This window comes from Sphingomonas aerophila (assembly GCF_014199305.1).
Lineage (GTDB): Bacteria > Pseudomonadota > Alphaproteobacteria > Sphingomonadales > Sphingomonadaceae > Sphingomonas > Sphingomonas aerophila.
Window position 1 is genome coordinate 495,201 of record NZ_JACIJK010000001.1, and the last position, 15,979, is coordinate 511,179.

Sequence of the window (15,979 nt, forward strand, 5' to 3'; positions counted from 1 at the left end):
GGGTGTTCCAGCCTCAAGCCATCGGGCGCACAATCTCGCGAGCTGGTGCTTTGCGTTGCGCGGACGGGACCTGCGCCTTAGATGCGGCCCCATCCGCAGCCAGGGACGCGTGCGCATGACCGATGATGAAGTGCTGGCTGAATTCCGTGCGGCCGATGCACTGCTGGAAGGGCATTTCATCCTGTCATCGGGGTTGCGGTCGTCGCGGTACCTGCAATGCGCCCGGGTGCTGATGGACCCGGCACGCGGTGCCCGGCTGGCACAAGCGCTCGCCGCGCGATTGCCGGACGAGGTGCGGGGCGCGATCACGGCAGTGGTGTCGCCGGCCATGGGCGGGGTGATCGCCGGGCATGAAATGGCGCGCGCGCTGGAAGTCGAGGCCATGTTCCTGGAGCGGCCGGAAGGTACCTTCGAGCTGCGCCGCGGGTTTCGCCTGGCGCCCGGGCAGAAAGTGCTAATGATGGAGGATGTGGTCACCACCGGCCTGTCATCGCGTGAAGCCATCGCCGCGATCGCGCGCGCCGGGGGTGAGACGGTGGCCGCGGCGGCGCTGGTAGACCGGTCGGACGGCCAAGCGGACCTGGGCGTGCCATTCTTCCCGCTGGTTCGCTTGTCGGTACCCGCCTACGCCCCCGACGCGCTGCCGCCCGAGTTGCAGGCGATCCCGGCGGTCAAGCCGGGGAGCCGCGCCGCAGCATGAGCCGATCGCTGCGCCTGGGGGTCAACATCGACCATGTCGCCACCGTTCGCAACGCGCGCGGCGGCGCCTATCCGGACCCGGTACGAGCCGCGCTGCTGGCGGTCGAGGCGGGCGCTGACGGCATCACCGCCCATCTGCGTGAGGATCGGCGGCACATCACCGATCACGACATTGCGCGGCTGAGCAAACAGCTCACCGTACCGCTCAACCTGGAGATGGCGGCAACGGAGGAGATGCTGAGCATCGCGTTGCGTCATCGTCCGCACGCGGCCTGCATCGTCCCCGAGAAGCGCGAGGAACGTACAACCGAGGGCGGGATCGATGCCGCCGGGCAGCGCGAGCGGCTGGCGCCCATGATGGCGGCATTGGCGCAAGCGGGGGTGCGTGTGTCCTTGTTCATCGAGCCCGACCCGCGCCAGATCGAGGCAGCGGTGCACCTCCGCGCGCCGGTCGTGGAACTTCATACCGGTCGTTATGCGGAGCTTGGCGGCATCCAGGATGCCGAACTCGCAGCTGACGAATTGCGCCGCCTCGCCGACGCAGCCGCGCTGGCCGCTAAGAACGGGATAGAGGTTCATGCCGGCCACGGCCTGACCTATGACAATGTCGGCCCCATCGCCGCGATCCCGCAGGTGCGCGAGCTGAACATCGGCCATTTCCTGATCGGCGAAGCGTTGTTCGTCGGGCTTGCGGACAGCGTACGGCAGATGCGTGGGGCGATGGACGACGCGCGTGGGCCCGAGGCGGAAGGCGCGATCGGGTGATCATCGGGCTCGGTTCAGACTTGTGCTCGATTGAGCGGATCCAGTCGTCGCTCGACCGGTTCGGCGAGCGTTTCGAGCAGCGCTGCTTCACCGATGCCGAGCTGGCGCGGGCGAACAAGCGTCCGTTCACCAGGGCGGCCACGCTGGCCAAGCGCTTTGCCGCGAAGGAAGCCTTTTCCAAGGCGGTCGGCACCGGGTTCAAGCAGGGCGTGTTCTTGCGCGACATCGGCGTCGTGAACCTGCCCTCGGGCGCCCCGACACTGCGGCTGACCGGCGGCGCAAAGGCAAGGCTTGACGCATTGGTACCACATGCCCACGCCGCAATCGTTCACCTTACCATGACCGACGATCATCCCTGGGCCCAGGCCCTGGTGCTGATCGAGGCCCGACCGGAACACCCTTGAATGAAGGACGCCCTGTTGAACCGCGACGAAACGCCGGCGCCATTGCCGGATAAGGCGGAAGCCGACCGGGGCGGGGGCGCCGGAACGACGGAGCGCGGCCGCGGCGCGCGCTGGTGGGCCGAAATCGTTGGCGTGTTCTGGCTGTTGCTGATCGTGCTCGGCTTTCACAGCTTCATCGCCAAGCCCTTCTATATACCGTCCGAATCGATGCTGCCCGGCTTGCGCGTCGGGGACCGGCTGGTGGTGACCAAGTTCGCTTATGGCTGGAGCTTCGTGTCGCCGACGATCCCCAATCCGGCTGCGATCGTTCGTAGCCTCGTGTTGCGCCAGCCCGCGGATAGCTGGTCGGTTTCGCTGCCGGCGTGGCATGGACGGCTGCTGGGGCGCCTTCCGGTTCGGGGCGACGTGGTGATCGTGACCCCGCCTGGCACCAACAGCGATTATATCAAGCGCGTGATCGGCCTGCCGGGCGACCGGCTGGAGGTGCGTGGCGGCACAGTGTTGTTGAACAACAAGCCGGTTATGCGCGGTCCGATCCATTATCTCGACATCCCCGTCGACGTGAACAGCCCGTGTAACCCGATCGACTATCCAGATGCGCAGCTTCGTCGGCCCGACGGTACGTTGGTCTGCCACCTGCCACTGGTGACCGAGACGCTGCCCAACGGCCGCCGCTATGACACGGTGGAACTGGGGCCAAGCCCGGGCGACGATTATGGCCCGATCACCATCCCGACCAATTATGTGTTCCTGATGGGCGACAATCGCGACCGCTCTGCCGACAGCCGGTTCTCGAGCGCGGAACTGGGTCTGGGCGGTCCGGTGCCATATGAGAATATCGGCGGCCGGGCCGAGTTCGTGACATTTTCGCTCGACGGGCGGGCGACGCTCAACCCGCTGACCTGGCCGGGGTCGCTCCGCGCCGGGCGTGCGGGGAGGTCGCTTCACCCGGAAGACGTCACCTCGTGAGCGACGGCGCGCCCGGTCACCCCGGCACCGTCGTCGCGGAGCCCGGCCCCAACGAGCTGCGCGATCCGACGGTCCGTACCGAGCTGAAGCGGGCGGGCGTGTGGTTCGGCGTGGCCGTCGCGATCGCGCTGGTGGTGTTGCTGATCCAGCCGTTGCTGGTGATATTTGCCGGCATCGTGTTCGCGGCCCTGCTGGATGGCGGCGTGCGCCTGCTTGGCCGCGTACTGCCGATCGGGCGGGGTTGGCGGTTGCTGATCGTCTGCCTGCTGGTGGTCGCGTTCCTGCTTGGCACCTTCTACCTGACGGGCGTGCAGGTGGTGCAGCAGGTGTCGCAGTTGCGCTCCACGCTAGAGGTTCAGACGGTGCGCTTCACGGGCTGGTTGTCGAACCAGGGCCTGATGCCCGGCGCGCAGGATGTCAGCGGCATCGCGCGCCAGGCTTTTGGCTCCGTCGGGCAGGTCACGTCCTGGGTCGGCACCGCGGTTGGCGCGATCACCACCTTGTTCATGATCATGGTGCTGGGACTATTCCTCGCCATGGACCCGCGCGTCTATGAGCGCGGGCTGCAATGGATGGTGCCAAGCGACATGCGGCCGGAGTTCAGCCGCGTGATCGAGCGGATGGGCGTGACGCTGCGTCGGCTGCTTGCGGGCCGGCTGCTCGGCATGGCGGTCGAAGGCGTGCTGACCGCGGTGGTGCTGTTGATGGGCGGCGTGCCGATGGCGGCGCTGCTCGGCATCATTGCAGGCATCCTGGCTTTCATCCCCAACATCGGCGCGATCGTGACCGGCGTTATCATGGTCGCGGTCGGCTTCAGTGCCGGTGTAGATACGGGACTATGGGCGATCGGCACTTACTTCGTGGTGCAGACCTTTGATGGTTACGTGGTCGTGCCGATGGTGGCCAAGCGCACTGTCGATCTGCCGCCGGCCCTGACGCTGGGCGTCCAGATCCTGGCGAGCGCGCTGCTGGGCATTATCGGCCTGGCACTCGCCGATCCTTTTACCGCCATGGTCAAGACGGCGCTCGAGCGTCGGGCCGAGCGGGCGGAGGAGCGCCACGGCGCCAAGGGTCAGCCGACCAGCTGATCGAAAAGCTGAAGGTAGCGCACCGCCGAGTCGGTGCCCGGTGGCGGCACGGCCGTGGGGCGGATCGCATCGGAACGCAGCCAGGTCTCAAGCGCGGCGACCAGCGCATCGGGGTCGTCGAGCGGCACGGCCGTGCCCAGCGCGGGGTCCGTCAGGATTTCATCGATCGCCAGTGTCGAGCGGGTGGCAACGACGGGCGTTCCGACCGACAGCGCTTCGTGGAGCACGCCCGGCACTCCTTCGAAATCACTTACCAGCGCCATCACCTCGGCGCGCGCCATGACGGGCAGCGGATCGGCGGCGTTGCCGGGCAGGAACACGCGATTCTGTAAACCCAGCGCGGCGAGCTGCGCTTCCAGCTCAGCGCGCCGTTCGCCTTCCCCCAGGATCAACAACGAAACGGTGGGGTCGGAGAGCCGGGGCAGGGCAGCGATCAGTCGGTCCCAGCGCTTCTGCGGCACCAGTCGGCCGACCCCGAGAACGAAGCGGCCCGATGGCAGCGGCGGCAAAGGCGCGCCCGCAATGGCGCGCGCGGGCGGGTTGGGAATGACGGCAACCCGGCCCGGCATCGCCATCAATTCCTCCGACTGACGGGCGGTTGCGTCCGTCATTGCCACTGCCCGGTCGAGAAAGCGGCGATGAAGGTCGAGCCACGCGCGATGGCCGGCCGCGACAAGCGCGCCATGGTCGACCCGCACGGGGGCGTTCGACACCTTGCCGACGATCGGTGGGCAACGCCGGCCAAGGCGCAGCCGCGTCCAAGCCGCAACACTGGTGTAATGATTGCCGGGAATGAAGAGCAGGTCGGGGGCGAGCCGGCGCACGATCCGCGGCAATTCAAACAGGCGACGTATGCTGGCTCTGCCAAGCACCAATGTTTCGATCCCGTCCGGAAGCTCGGTCGCCAATGGCCCGTCGAGGCTACCCGCGACCAACGTGACCCGGCGCCCGGCCGCGATCCAACCAGCGGCCAAACGCAGGGCGGCACGCTCCACGCCGCCGCCCTTCAGATCCGTCGCCACCGTCATAATGTGGGAAGCGCCACGACGTTGCGTGTGGGCGTTAAGCTGTTGCGATCCCATGTGGCTGCCTTGCTCCAGCCCATATTGGCCCGCAAGGGAGCGCTTGCCGGCCGACACGCGTTTTCCACATGTGCATGCCCGACCGGCGGGGTTGACCAAAGGTGTTGCGTGATTCGTCCCAAGGCCCAGCGATGACCAGCGCGCCCGGAATGGCGGACCCGTCCGCCGCGGAACGATTGATGCCGGTCGGCGACCTTGCCGGGCTGGAGCCGCTTCGATCCATCCACAGCCGCTGGCCCGCGGCGATCGGTGCCGTGCTGACGATCGCGATGCTGTATGGGCTGGCCCAAGAGCTGTTCGGGTCGGGTTTCGACAAGCTGCACCATTCGCTGCCGAACTCGCCCTGGTTCTACCTGGCATTCGGGCTGCTCTATATGTCGCCGCCCTTCTTTGATTTCGTCATCTTCCGGCGGCTATGGGGCATCCCGATCGCCGGGCTGGCAGCGTTGATGAAGAAGCGCATCGCGAACGATGTGGTGCTGGGCTACTCGGGCGAGGCTTATTTCTATGCGTGGGCGCGCACGCGGGCGACCATGGTCGCGTCGCCCTTCGGCGCGGTAAAGGATGTCAGCATCCTGTCCGCCATCGCCGGCAATGCGATCACGCTGGGGATGGTCGCCTTGGCACTGCCGCTGGGACGTGGGTTGCTGACCCCGGACCAGTTCAAGACGGCGTTAGGGTCCGCCGCCATTACCCTTGCCATTTCCCTGCCGTTTCTTCTGTTCTCCCGCCGGGTCTTTTCGCTGCCCCGGCACCAGCTTTGGTCGGTGTTCGGCATCCATTGCCTGCGCTTGCTGTGCGGGTCGGTGCTGATTGCGCTCGCCTGGCATTTTGCGCTTCCGGGCGTGGGACTGGTCATGTGGCTGTTCCTGGCGGCAGCACGATTGCTGGTGTCCCGCCTGCCGCTGGTGCCCAACAAGGACCTGCTGTTCGCCAATTTCGCGATCCTGTTGATCGGGCAAGGCCAGGCCGTGTCCGAACTGGTTGCGGTGACGGCCGGGCTGACGCTGCTTGTCCACGCGGTGCTTGCCGTTGCTTTTGCCGTGCAGGCCGGGGCCGGCGCCTGGTTTCGGCGCGCACGGGCGTGAGGGTGCATTGGTCGATGCTGCCAGTCGCGGCGGCGCTGCTGTGGGCGGCCCCCGGGAGCGCGCAGATCCTCGGCTCCGATGCCGACGCCTGCTCTCCGGGCCGGGGATCGGCGATCCAGGCGAACATCACCGGGCTGAAGGACCGGACGGGCGAGCTGAAGCTGGAGCTTTACCCGGCGGACGAGGAAGACTTCCTGAAGGATGATCGCGACCTGATCCGCGAGGGCAAGCTGTTCCGGCGGGTGCGGGTGCCGACTCCCCCGGCAGGGTCGATCGCGATGTGCATTCGCGTGCCGCGTCCGGGGCGCTACGCGCTGTTGTTCACGCATAGTCGCGACGGCAAGAACAAGTTCAGCATCTGGACGGACGGCGCAGGCTTCGCGACCAATCGTCGGCTTGGCCGGTCGCGGCCCAAGGTGGACGAGGCGATCGTCGACGTCGGGGGCGGTGTCGCGGTGGTGACCATCAAGGCCCAGTATCTGCGCGGCCTGGGCGGCTTCGGCTTCGCGGATTAGCGAGAGGCGCCGACCCATGCGGATCGTCGACGTCAACGAGTTCTATTCACCGGTTGGCGGCGGCGTCCGCACCTATCTCGACCGCAAGATCCCGATTCTGTCGTCGCTGGGGCACGAACTGATCGTGATCGCACCGGGCACGGAGGACCGGGTAGAGGACCGGCCTGGCGGTGGCCGCATCCACTATGTCCGGGCGCCACGGATGCCCTTCGACAGCCGCTATGGGCTGTTCTGGGACCGGAAGGCGGTGACCGGGCTGCTCGACCATTATGATCCGGATGTGGTTGAAACATCCTCCCCCTGGCGGCCGGCGTGGATCGTCGGGGAGTGGCAGGGAAGGGCACTGAAATCCTTCTTCATGCACAACGACAACATGGAAGCGTACGCGATGCGCTGGTTCGAAGGCTTTGCCTCGCGCGCCCGGATCGAGCAGGCATTCGGTTGGTACACCCGGTACATGGGCCGCTTCCTCCAGCCCTATGACGTGGTGGTGGCGAACGGACCGGCATTGGCTCGGCGGATGCGCGCGCGCGGCGTCAGGGTCGACGCGGACATCACGCTTGGCATCGAGCGCGAGCACTTCTCCCCGTCGCTGCGTGATGACGCGCTGCGGCGAGCGCTGCTGGCGCAATGCGGCCTGCCCGAAAGCGGTCACCTGCTGGTCGCGATCGGCCGCCACCACGGGGAAAAGCGCTGGCCGGTGGTGATCGACGCGGTGGAGCGCGCTGGTGCGAGCCTGCCGGTGGGACTTGTAATGATCGGGGAGGGGGTGGAGACGCGGGCGCTTGAGCGGCGCGTGGCGGCGAGCCCGCACATCCGCCTGTTCCGCCCGGTCCGCGACCGCCACCAGCTCGCGCGCATCATGGCGAGCTGCGATGCCTACATCCACGGCAACGACAGCGAGACATTCGGGCTGGTGGTGTCCGAGGCGCTTGCCTGCGGCGCGCCGCTGATCGTGCCGGACATCGGCGGGGCGGCGGAGGTCGCTCAGCCGCCCTTTTCCGAAACGTTCGCCGCGCGTGATGCCCGGGCAGGTGCAGATGCGATTGCGCGGTTGTTTGCGCGCGACGCCGCAATGCTGCGCCGCGCCGCCGCGGTAGCTGCGGTCAAGGTGCCGAGCGACCAGGATCATGCAGCGATGCTGGTCGACTACTACGCGCGGGCGATCGCCGCGCGTTTACCTGATGAACAAGCGCAGGCGGGAGCGCGGGACGTCAACGCGGCGTAGTCCGCTCGTCAGCGCCCAGCGCTGCATTGCTTGGTCCAGCTCCGGATCGCCAGAGGTCCACCGGTCCTCCCCGCCGACCAGGACCGCGGCGGGTGTGTAGGTCGGCATGCGGGCGCGGGAGACAAGGGCGAGTTCTCCTTCCTCCGCGCGATCGAGCAGGCCCGCGCTGCGGAAATAGAAGGGCCCGGTGGCGAACCGCGGATCGGGCGCCCGGCGCGCCGCCGGCAGCAATTGGGGCGACAATGTCGCGACCGGCACGTCGGGCGCGATACCGGCCCGGTCGAGCGCTGCCCCGACGGCGCGGCTCTCCGCCATGGCGCGCCATAAGCCCGGCCCGTTTGCGAGTGCGGCGAGAGACGGTGCAAGGCCTGCAACCACAAACACGGCCATCGCGACCCGCATCGCCCGTTGTGGCGGCTGGCGAGTCCACAGCAGCGCGAGCGCGATGAACAGGGGCGGCAGCAGCGGCAGCCAATACTGGCGCCAGGTGGGGCTTGGCAGCAGCGCGGCGAGTAGGCCGGCCAGCATCATCCAGCCCAGCATGTCCGGCCGCCGCCACCGCCGCTCCCGGACAAAAACCAGCGCCGCAAGCAGCGCCGGGCCGAGCGCCAGAAACTTGAGCGCATCGATGACCTTCGCCCAGTTGGACAGGCGCCAGGCCCTGTCCGTGGCCACGTAATATTCCGCAGGCGCCTCCATCGGGAAACGAAACACGTCAAACGCGAACCCAGCCGGGCTCTGCCACCATGTCCATGCCAGAAACGCTACTACCGGCAGCGCGCCGAGCATGACTGCGACGGGCTGGCGTCGGCGGTCTGCCAGGGCAGCGAGCCAATAAGCGCCGGCTGGTAGTGCATAGGACAGCTTGGTCGCGGTGGCGGCGGCGAGCAGGAGCCCGACCCACGCCGCCGCGCCGTATCCGCTGCCCCGTCGCTCTGCCAGGATTGCGATCCATAACGCGCCGCCGAGCAGCGCAGCGGGCAGGGCGTCGTTGCGGGCGGTGCCGGCGCTGAACAACAGGATGTCCGTGGTCGCGAACAGCGCTGCTGTACTCAGTGCCACGCGACGGGGTGCGCCGGCGGCCATTGCCGCTCCTGCAACCGCGATGACGGCCACACCTGCGAACAGCGCATTGGCGATGCGGAGCGCGGGCCATGCCCATAGTCCCGCGGCGCGGACCAGGGGCGCCAGCAGGAAGGGCTGCAACGGCGTCTGCAGATAGGCATAATCGCGATACGGCAGCAGCCCGCGCGCGGTCAGCGAGGCGGCGGCGACATATTGGCTTTCATCATGATCGACCGGCCGCAACATGGCGAGCACCACCAGCACCACGGCGACTGCACCCGCGAACAAGGCGAAGGGCAGCGCGTCACGGGCAGGTGCCGCCGCGCCGCGATCAGGCATGAACGGCGGTAATCAGGTAGTCCAGGGCGGTGGAGTCGCTCAGCTCGAACCCTCGCGCCGGGCTGAATGACAGGCCGCGGACGTCGCGCACCACCAGCCCCGCAGCGACCAGCAGATCGGTCAGTTCCGCAGGGGTAAGGAATTTGTGCCAGTCATGCGTGCCGCGCGGGATCATGCCCGTACCCTCTGCGATGCCGATCATGGCGATGCGCGATAGCGGGGTACGGTTGGGGGTGGACAGGATCATCAGCCCGCCCGGTGCGAGCGCGCCGGCCAGCCCACGGATGAACGACGCTGGATCGTCCACATGCTCGATCACCTCGAGGCTGGTGACGAGATCGAACGAAGCGGCCCCGATCGCGGCGATGCTGCCCGGACGGTAGGTGATCGGCAGGCCGGACAAGGCGGCGTGCGCCTCTGCTGCAACGATGTTCTCGGGCGCGGCGTCGATGCCGGTGACCTCCGCGCCAAGGCGGGCGAGCGGCTCGCAAAGCAGCCCGGCGCCACAGCCGAGATCCAGCGCGGTACGCCCGGCGAGCGGCTGGAAGCTGCTCGGATCGCCGCCCCAATGTGCATCGGCAGCCTCGCGGATATAGCGCAATCGCGGCGGGCCCAGCCGGTGCAGCATGGCCGAGGAGCCCTTGGGATTCCACCAGTCGGCCGCCAGCTTGCCGAAGTGCGCGGCCTCCTGCGCGTTGATGGTCGCGTTCGCCGCAGACCCGATCGTGCTTGTGCTTGCCATGGTCGGTTCCTATCAGGGCGCCCGCTTGTCCCCAAGGAGGATGTTGCCACCGCCATGGCTCGGATCGTGATGAAGTTCGGTGGCACCTCCATGGCCGGCATAGAGCGCATTCGCAGTGTCGCCGCGCGCGTGAAGCGCGAGGTGGAGGCAGGCAACCAGGTAGCGGTTGTCGTATCCGCCATGGCCGGGGAGACCGACCGGCTGGTCGGATTCTGTCGCGAAGCATCCGCGCTGTACGACCCGCGCGAATACGACGTGGTGGTGTCGGCGGGCGAGCAGGTGACGAGCGGGCTGCTTGCGATCGCGCTCCAAGCAATCGGCGTGCCGGCGCGCTCCTGGCTTGGCTGGCAGCTGCCCATCCATACCGACGAGGCGTTCGCCAAGGCGCGGATCGGCACGATCGACACTGCCGCGCTGGATGCGAGCCTGTCGGCAGGCGAGGTCGCGGTGATCCCGGGCTTTCAAGGCGTGGCCGAGGGCGGGCGCATTACCACGCTGGGCCGGGGAGGCTCCGACACCTCCGCCGTGGCGGTGGCGGCGGCAATGGGGGCGGAGCGCTGCGACATCTACACGGACGTCGACGGCGTCTACACGACCGATCCGCGCATCGTGCCCCGCGCGCGCAAGCTGCACCAGGTGACCTATGAGGAGATGCTGGAGCTTGCCAGCGTCGGCGCCAAGGTGCTCCAGACCCGGTCGGTCGGGCTGGCGATGAAGGAAGGGGTCCGCGTCCAGGTGTTGTCGTCCTTCACCGGGCCGGATGCACCGATGGCAGACACGCTGCCCGGCACGATGATCGTGGGCGAAGAGGAGATCGAAGCAGTGGAACGGCAGGTCATCACCGGCATCGCGCACGACAAGAACGAGGCCAAGATCACGCTGACGCGTGTGCCAGACAAGCCGGGCGCCGTGGCCGCGATCTTCGCGCCGCTGGCCGACGCCAACATCAACGTCGACATGATCATCCAGAACATCGCGCATCAGGCCGGCCAGGCCGGGCCCGGATCAACCGACGTGACCTTTACCGTGCCTGGCGCCGACCTGGCGCGGTCCATCGATGCGCTGAACGGGGCGCAGGGCGAGATCGGTTTTGCCGAGCTGGTCCACGATACGCGTGTCGCCAAGATCAGCGTCGTCGGTGTCGGCATGCGCAGCCACGCTGGCGTTGCCAGCCAGATGTTCACCACGCTGGGCCAGCGCGGCATCAACATCCAGGCGATCTCCACCAGCGAGATCAAGGTGTCGGTATTGATCCATGAGGACGAAACCGAACTGGCGGTGCGCGTCCTTCACACCGCCTATGGACTGGACGCCGAAGCGGCCTGAGCAGCGGCGGGCAAGCGCCACAGCACCGGCAGAACGGCAAGCGCGACAACGGCGATCATTGCGCCCGGTGCCGGCGTCCAGCCGGTTTGTTCGACCAGTAGTTGCGCCACCAGCGGGGCAAGCCCGCCAAAGATCGCGGTGGCGGTGGTCGCGCCGAGCGCCAGGCCCGACAAGCGGCCTTCACCCGGAAACAGCTCTGCCGTGGCGACCGCGCCCACGGCGCTGACCGCGCCCGCCAGGGCGGCGAGCAGCAAGGCGCCGGTGACCATCTGCGCCGCCGAGCCAGTCGCCATCCAACCGAACATGACGAGCGGCAACGCCGCGCCGAGCACTGCCAGGGCCAACAGTATCGGCCGGCGTCCGACGCGATCGGACAAGGCGCCAACCAAGGGCGTCACGGCGATCACCACCAGCGCAGCCGCAGTCGCGAGCCACAGCGCAGTTGCTTCGGCCAGCGGCCCTAACGTGGAGAGGAAGGCCGGCACATAGGTGATGCCGACATAGTAGGTGATCGACCCCAATGCCGAGATCGCGAAACCCCGCGCGACTGCCTGGGGGTGTCGCAACAGGGTATTGCGTAAAGGCCGGGCGGGAATGCTGCCCTGCGCGCGTTGGCGCAGGAAGTCGGGCGACTCCTCCATCGCCGCCCGCGCGACCAGCACTATCGCGGCGAGCGCTGCCCCGATCAGAAAGGGGATGCGCCAGCCCCAACCGTCGAGCGCCGCCCGATCGAGCGAGCCGACGGTTGCGGCCGACACTGCAACCGCCAGCAGCCCGCCGACCTCGCTTGCGGCGGCGGCGCAGGAGGTGACCAGGCCACGGCGACCGGATGGTGCTCCTTCCAGAAGGTAGGCTACGACGCCCGTGTACTCGCCACCGACCGCAAAGGCCGTGACACAGCGCAGGACGAGTAGCAGCCACCCCGCGGCGGGCCCGATCGCCTGATGGGTCGGCAGCATCGCCGTGACAAGGGTGGCAATCGTGACCATCGCCATCGAGCCCAGCAACGACACGCGTCGGCCAAAGCGATCGCCGAGATGGCCGAACACCGCAGCGCCCAAAGGCCTAAGCAGATAAGCGATGGCGAAGCCGCCGAGCGTCGCGATCAGCGACATGCGACCGCCGCCATAGAAGACCCGCGCGAGCACGGTCGACAGATAGAGGTAGACGGTGAAGTCGTACCATTCGACCACCGTGGACAGGGCGGCAAGCACAAGGGAACTGGTCGCGATCGGCCTGTCCGGCGCCTGTGCATGCATGACGTATGTTCCCGATTCCGCGGCACTTGTCGGGGCGCATCGACGCGATGGCAAGTGACACGCTTGCCGGGAGACGCATCGGCGCGGTAGGCCCGCACGATGACCGATACGCTTGCGCCCGCCCCCAAAGCCACTGACTCCGCGTCCGCTGGACGTGAGCGATTGAGTCGCTTGATGTCGCGTGGCGCTGCGTTCCTGGGCAGCGAGGTTGCGGTGCTGGGCGGTGCCATGTCCTGGGTCAGCGAGCGCAACCTGGTCGCCGCGATCAGCAATGCGGGCGGTTTCGGCGTGATCGCATGTGGGGCGATGACGCCCGAACTGCTCGATACGGAGATCGCCGCGACCAAGGCGCTGACGGGAAAGCCGTTCGGGGTGAACCTGATCACCATGCACCCGCAATTATCGGAGCTGATTGCGGTGTGCGCGCGGCACGGTGTCGGCCATGTCGTGCTTGCCGGCGGGCTGCCGCCCAAGGGTTCCCTGGAAGCGATCAAGGGTGCCGGTGCGCGATGCATCTGCTTTGCCCCGACCCTGGCGCTGGCCAAGAAGCTGATCCGGTCGGGCGTTGATGCGCTGGTGATCGAGGGCATGGAGGCGGGCGGGCACATCGGCCCGGTTTCCACGTCCGTGCTGGCTCAGGAGATGCTGCCGGAGATCGCCGGGGCTGTGCCGGTGTTCGTCGCTGGCGGGATCGGGCGTGGAGAGGCGATCGCAGGCTATCTCGAAATGGGTGCGGCGGGAGTCCAGCTGGGCACTCGCTTCGTGTGCGCGACTGAATCAATCGCGCATCCCAACTTCAAGCGCGCCTTTATTCGTGCGTCTGCCCGCGATGCGGTGGCCAGCGTGCAATATGACGCTCGACTGCCCGTGATCCCGGTACGCGCGCTCAAGAACGCGGCCTCCGACCTGTTCTCGGCCAAGCAGCGCGAAGTCGCCGGACGGCTGGATGAGAATGCGGTGGCGATGGCCGAGGCGCAGCTGGAGATCGAACATTATTGGGCAGGCGCGTTGCGCCGGGCGGTCGTGGATGGCGATGTCGAGCATGGGTCGGTGATGGCGGGGCAGTCGGTGGGTATGGTGACGCGCGAGGAGCCCGCGGCCGCGATCCTGGCCGAGTTGATGGACGAAGCGGCCGCGGCGTTGGGGCGTCGGGCGGGCTGACCCGCGCGGCAGCCATGTGGCCGCAGCGAGGTCGGCTTTCCGGGGTGGCTGATCCGGGTGAGCCGTTCCGCTAACCAACCGTTAACCGTATAACCTGATGCTGAGGGCACGTTTCAGCGTTCAAGGGTGTGGCCATGCGGCGTCTCGCTTACCTCCTTCTCCCCCTGCTCGCGGGTTGCGCGACCCGGTCGGCAGATGTTGCGATGGTTGTGCCCCCGGTGGCGCCCGCTCCGGCACCGATCGCGCCGCCGCTGCCCGCCGGGGCGACGCCGGGGATGCGGGTGCCGGTCGCCTTGGCAGATGGCAGCTTTCCCACGCCGAACCAGCACCTGTCCGCAGCTGCGACCTTGTGGCACCTGCGCGCCGGGCTGAACGTCGCCGCGCTCGCCTGTCCGGGCGTTCAGGGCGCCACGATCATCGCGAGCTACAACGCCCTGCTGCGCCAGGAAAAAGCGGCACTGGCGGCAGCGGAGGCGAGCTATGCGGCCGAGTTCCGCCAAGGTGGGGGCGACTGGCGCGATCGTTACGATGATTCGATGACGCGGCTGTACAACTTCTTTTCACAAACGCCGGCCCGTAACGGCCTGTGCGCGGCGGCGGAGCGGACGCTTGCGATGCTATCGACGGCCCCTGCGGGCACTGTTGCGACCGCCGCGTCGGTGCAACTCGCTGCCATCGACCAGCCCTTTGTCGAGTTCTACCGCGCTTATGATTCATGGCGCACGGGCGCGATGGCAGGAGTACCTCCGGTCGTGATCGCCGCGGCGGCGCCGCCGGTCGTGGTCGCAAGCCGGCCTCAGCTTGCGCAACAGGGGACGTTGCAGCCCGTTGCCGCCCGACCTGTCCCGGGGGCGACGCCGGCGCGCGAGGCCGCGGTTCTGGTTTCGGGGCCAGCCCGTGCGCCGGCCGTGCGGTCAATCCCGGTCGCCGCCACGGGCGCGATGGCGGTGGCAGTGCCGCAGCGGCCGCGGCCCCGGCCCCGGCTGGAACTCGACCCGTCCGTGTTCGAAATCGCGGTTCCGCCGACGCGCTGATCGCGAGCGGGGTTTTCCCCGCTGGTCGGTTAGGTTAACAGCCAGCGGGTGAATTCGCAGGCCCGCCCAGATCTGCCCGCGACGGGTTATCTCGACGGTGCCGAGCACTGCTATCCCGTGCGCGCTTATTTCGAGGACACGGATCCGTCCGGCGTCGTCTATCACGCCAATTATCTCCGCTATCTGGAGCGGGCGCGAACGGAATGGTTGCGCCTGGTCGGGATTGACCATGGTGCCCGCGTCGCGGCCGGTGAGGGCGCGTATGCGGTTGCCGATCTGCACCTGCGCTTTTCTGCTCCGGCGCGGGTGGACGAGGCGTTGCTCGTGGTATCGCGGCTTGGTCGAATACGCGCGGCGGGCGTCGTCGTTCATCAGGAAGTCAGGCGGGGCGAGCTCTTGCTCGTCGCCGCGACCGTCACGCTTGCGCTGGTCACGGCGGCAGGACGACCAGTGCGTCAGCCGGCGGCCTGGATCGCAATTTTCGAGGGCCTTGCCGCCCAGGGAGAACAACCGAGGCCATGAACCCCGTTTTCAACATGGATGCAGCGACGCTGTCACCCGTCGCCCTGTTTATCCAGGCCGATCTGGTGGTGAAGGTCGTGATGGCCGGGCTGTTGCTCGCCAGCGTCGCCAGCTGGGCCATTATCGTCGGGACGACCATGCGCCTGCGCCGGGTCCGCAAGGGCATGGCCCGCTTCGAGCATGATTTCTGGAAGGCGGACGACATCGACGCCTTTCACAAGAAGGAGGCTGACAACGAGCTGCCCTCCGCGCGGGTGCTGGCGGCGGGGATCGGCGAATGGCGCCGCTCAACTGCAGGTAACGCCATCGACAAGGCAGGAACGCGTGAGCGGCTGGCGACGGCGATGGGCGCTGCGGCTGCGGGCGAGGTCGACCGGCTGTCCGACCGGCTGAACGTCCTGGCGACGATCGGCTCGGTGTCGCCGTTCGTGGGGCTGTTCGGGACGGTGTGGGGCATCATGCGCTCGTTCACCGGCATCGCCTCGGCGCAGAATTCGTCACTGGCGGTGGTGGCGCCGGGCATTGCGGAGGCGCTGTTCGCGACCGCGATCGGCCTGTTCGCGGCCATCCCGGCCGTCATCGCATACAACCGGTTCAGCCATTCGGTGAACAAGGTCGAGGCGGGGCTGGGCCGGTTCGCCGACGGCTTCCACGCGACCCTGTCGCGCCAGCTCGACGCGGCGCGCTGATCCA

At 67.9% G+C, this 15,979-nt stretch carries 17 protein-coding genes; 13 read left to right on the top strand and 4 right to left on the bottom strand.

Annotated features, from left to right (window positions below; genetic code table 11):
- Positions 1 to 115 precede the first annotated feature (115 nt).
- The 5 genes from pyrE to FHS94_RS02590 are packed head-to-tail and all read left to right on the top strand — an operon-like array spanning position 116 to position 3,925.
- Positions 116 to 700, top strand: coding sequence for an orotate phosphoribosyltransferase (gene pyrE, locus FHS94_RS02570; protein ID WP_184054268.1), 585 nt, complete (start codon positions 116 to 118; stop codon positions 698 to 700).
- Entirely contained in the window at positions 697 to 1,464 is a 768-nt protein-coding gene (locus FHS94_RS02575) for a pyridoxine 5'-phosphate synthase (protein WP_184054269.1), read from the top strand. The genes pyrE and FHS94_RS02575 overlap by 4 nt, the downstream gene beginning before the upstream one ends.
- The gene (gene acpS / locus FHS94_RS02580) at positions 1,461 to 1,868 is read left to right on the top strand and encodes a holo-ACP synthase (RefSeq protein ID WP_184054270.1); all 408 of its coding nucleotides are present in this window, start codon (positions 1,461 to 1,463) and stop codon (positions 1,866 to 1,868) included. The genes FHS94_RS02575 and acpS overlap by 4 nt, the downstream gene beginning before the upstream one ends.
- Positions 1,869 to 2,837: a signal peptidase I gene (lepB, locus tag FHS94_RS02585; RefSeq protein ID WP_184054271.1), complete on the top strand. Its 969-nt coding sequence runs from the start codon at positions 1,869 to 1,871 to the stop codon at positions 2,835 to 2,837. It abuts the gene before it with no gap.
- Positions 2,834 to 3,925 (top strand): AI-2E family transporter, encoded by a 1,092-nt coding sequence (locus FHS94_RS02590; protein WP_184054272.1) that lies wholly within the window; start codon positions 2,834 to 2,836, stop codon positions 3,923 to 3,925. The genes lepB and FHS94_RS02590 overlap by 4 nt, the downstream gene beginning before the upstream one ends.
- On the opposite strand, the gene FHS94_RS02595 is transcribed toward FHS94_RS02590, so the two are convergent.
- On the bottom strand, positions 3,910 to 4,953 hold the full coding sequence (locus FHS94_RS02595) for a glycosyltransferase (protein ID WP_246348289.1): 1,044 nt from the start codon (positions 4,951 to 4,953) through the stop codon (positions 3,910 to 3,912). The genes FHS94_RS02590 and FHS94_RS02595 overlap by 16 nt on opposite strands.
- 185 nt (positions 4,954 to 5,138) lie before the next feature.
- On the opposite strand from FHS94_RS02595, the gene FHS94_RS02600 reads away from it, so the two are divergent.
- Genes FHS94_RS02600 through FHS94_RS02610 form a run of 3 tightly spaced genes read left to right on the top strand, consistent with a single transcriptional unit; the run spans position 5,139 to position 7,838 of the window.
- Positions 5,139 to 6,095, top strand: a complete 957-nt coding sequence (locus tag FHS94_RS02600; protein ID WP_246348290.1) for a hypothetical protein — start codon at positions 5,139 to 5,141, stop codon at positions 6,093 to 6,095.
- Between the two features lie 14 nt (positions 6,096 to 6,109).
- A complete protein-coding gene (locus FHS94_RS02605) occupies positions 6,110 to 6,610 on the top strand; it encodes a DUF2141 domain-containing protein (RefSeq protein WP_184054456.1) in 501 nt (166 codons plus the stop codon).
- A gap of 16 nt (positions 6,611 to 6,626) precedes the next feature.
- Positions 6,627 to 7,838, top strand: a complete 1,212-nt coding sequence (locus FHS94_RS02610) for a glycosyltransferase (protein ID WP_184054273.1) — start codon at positions 6,627 to 6,629, stop codon at positions 7,836 to 7,838.
- On the opposite strand, the gene FHS94_RS02615 is transcribed toward FHS94_RS02610, so the two are convergent.
- Both FHS94_RS02615 and ubiG read right to left on the bottom strand, forming a co-directional pair.
- A complete protein-coding gene (locus tag FHS94_RS02615) occupies positions 7,788 to 9,242 on the bottom strand; it encodes a DUF2029 domain-containing protein (protein ID WP_184054274.1) in 1,455 nt (484 codons plus the stop codon). The two genes, FHS94_RS02610 and FHS94_RS02615, sit on opposite strands and share 51 nt — an antisense overlap.
- Positions 9,235 to 9,984, bottom strand: coding sequence for a bifunctional 2-polyprenyl-6-hydroxyphenol methylase/3-demethylubiquinol 3-O-methyltransferase UbiG (gene ubiG / locus FHS94_RS02620; protein WP_184054276.1), 750 nt, complete (start codon positions 9,982 to 9,984; stop codon positions 9,235 to 9,237). Before ubiG ends, FHS94_RS02615 begins: the two co-directional genes overlap by 8 nt.
- Before the next feature lie 54 nt (positions 9,985 to 10,038).
- On the opposite strand from ubiG, the gene FHS94_RS02625 reads away from it, so the two are divergent.
- On the top strand, positions 10,039 to 11,310 hold the full coding sequence (locus FHS94_RS02625) for an aspartate kinase (RefSeq protein ID WP_184054278.1): 1,272 nt from the start codon (positions 10,039 to 10,041) through the stop codon (positions 11,308 to 11,310).
- Here FHS94_RS02625 and FHS94_RS02630 read toward each other — a convergent pair.
- Positions 11,283 to 12,569 carry an MFS transporter gene (locus FHS94_RS02630; RefSeq protein WP_184054280.1) on the bottom strand — a complete coding sequence of 429 codons (1,287 nt, stop codon included), beginning with the start codon at positions 12,567 to 12,569 and terminating at the stop codon, positions 11,283 to 11,285. The two genes, FHS94_RS02625 and FHS94_RS02630, sit on opposite strands and share 28 nt — an antisense overlap.
- Positions 12,570 to 12,743: 174 nt before the next feature.
- On the opposite strand from FHS94_RS02630, the gene FHS94_RS02635 reads away from it, so the two are divergent.
- The 4 genes from FHS94_RS02635 to tolQ all read left to right on the top strand — a co-directional run bounded on the left by FHS94_RS02635 (position 12,744) and on the right by tolQ (position 15,975).
- Positions 12,744 to 13,730 carry an NAD(P)H-dependent flavin oxidoreductase gene (locus tag FHS94_RS02635; RefSeq protein ID WP_184054282.1) on the top strand — a complete coding sequence of 329 codons (987 nt, stop codon included), beginning with the start codon at positions 12,744 to 12,746 and terminating at the stop codon, positions 13,728 to 13,730.
- A 134-nt stretch (positions 13,731 to 13,864) separates the two neighbouring features.
- Entirely contained in the window at positions 13,865 to 14,764 is a 900-nt protein-coding gene (locus FHS94_RS02640; RefSeq protein WP_184054284.1) for a hypothetical protein, read from the top strand.
- Between the two features lie 48 nt (positions 14,765 to 14,812).
- On the top strand, positions 14,813 to 15,286 hold the full coding sequence (locus FHS94_RS02645; protein ID WP_343055127.1) for a YbgC/FadM family acyl-CoA thioesterase: 474 nt from the start codon (positions 14,813 to 14,815) through the stop codon (positions 15,284 to 15,286).
- Entirely contained in the window at positions 15,283 to 15,975 is a 693-nt protein-coding gene (tolQ, locus tag FHS94_RS02650; protein ID WP_184054286.1) for a protein TolQ, read from the top strand. The genes FHS94_RS02645 and tolQ overlap by 4 nt, the downstream gene beginning before the upstream one ends.
- Positions 15,976 to 15,979: the final 4 nt, after the last annotated feature.

Coding starts and splice junctions, on each gene's coding strand:
- FHS94_RS02610 (WP_184054273.1), top strand. CDS start 6,627: ATGCGGATCGTCGACGTCAACGAGTTCTATTCACCGGTTGGCGGCGGC.
- tolQ (WP_184054286.1), top strand. CDS start 15,283: ATGAACCCCGTTTTCAACATGGATGCAGCGACGCTGTCACCCGTCGCC.
- FHS94_RS02640 (WP_184054284.1), top strand. CDS start 13,865: ATGCGGCGTCTCGCTTACCTCCTTCTCCCCCTGCTCGCGGGTTGCGCG.
- pyrE (WP_184054268.1), top strand. CDS start 116: ATGACCGATGATGAAGTGCTGGCTGAATTCCGTGCGGCCGATGCACTG.
- FHS94_RS02575 (WP_184054269.1), top strand. CDS start 697: ATGAGCCGATCGCTGCGCCTGGGGGTCAACATCGACCATGTCGCCACC.
- ubiG (WP_184054276.1), bottom strand. CDS start 9,984: ATGGCAAGCACAAGCACGATCGGGTCTGCGGCGAACGCGACCATCAAC.
- FHS94_RS02625 (WP_184054278.1), top strand. CDS start 10,039: ATGGCTCGGATCGTGATGAAGTTCGGTGGCACCTCCATGGCCGGCATA.
- FHS94_RS02605 (WP_184054456.1), top strand. CDS start 6,110: ATGCTGCCAGTCGCGGCGGCGCTGCTGTGGGCGGCCCCCGGGAGCGCG.
- FHS94_RS02600 (WP_246348290.1), top strand. CDS start 5,139: ATGACCAGCGCGCCCGGAATGGCGGACCCGTCCGCCGCGGAACGATTG.
- FHS94_RS02595 (WP_246348289.1), bottom strand. CDS start 4,953: ATGACGGTGGCGACGGATCTGAAGGGCGGCGGCGTGGAGCGTGCCGCC.
- FHS94_RS02635 (WP_184054282.1), top strand. CDS start 12,744: ATGTCGCGTGGCGCTGCGTTCCTGGGCAGCGAGGTTGCGGTGCTGGGC.
- lepB (WP_184054271.1), top strand. CDS start 1,869: ATGAAGGACGCCCTGTTGAACCGCGACGAAACGCCGGCGCCATTGCCG.
- FHS94_RS02630 (WP_184054280.1), bottom strand. CDS start 12,569: ATGCATGCACAGGCGCCGGACAGGCCGATCGCGACCAGTTCCCTTGTG.
- FHS94_RS02615 (WP_184054274.1), bottom strand. CDS start 9,242: ATGCCTGATCGCGGCGCGGCGGCACCTGCCCGTGACGCGCTGCCCTTC.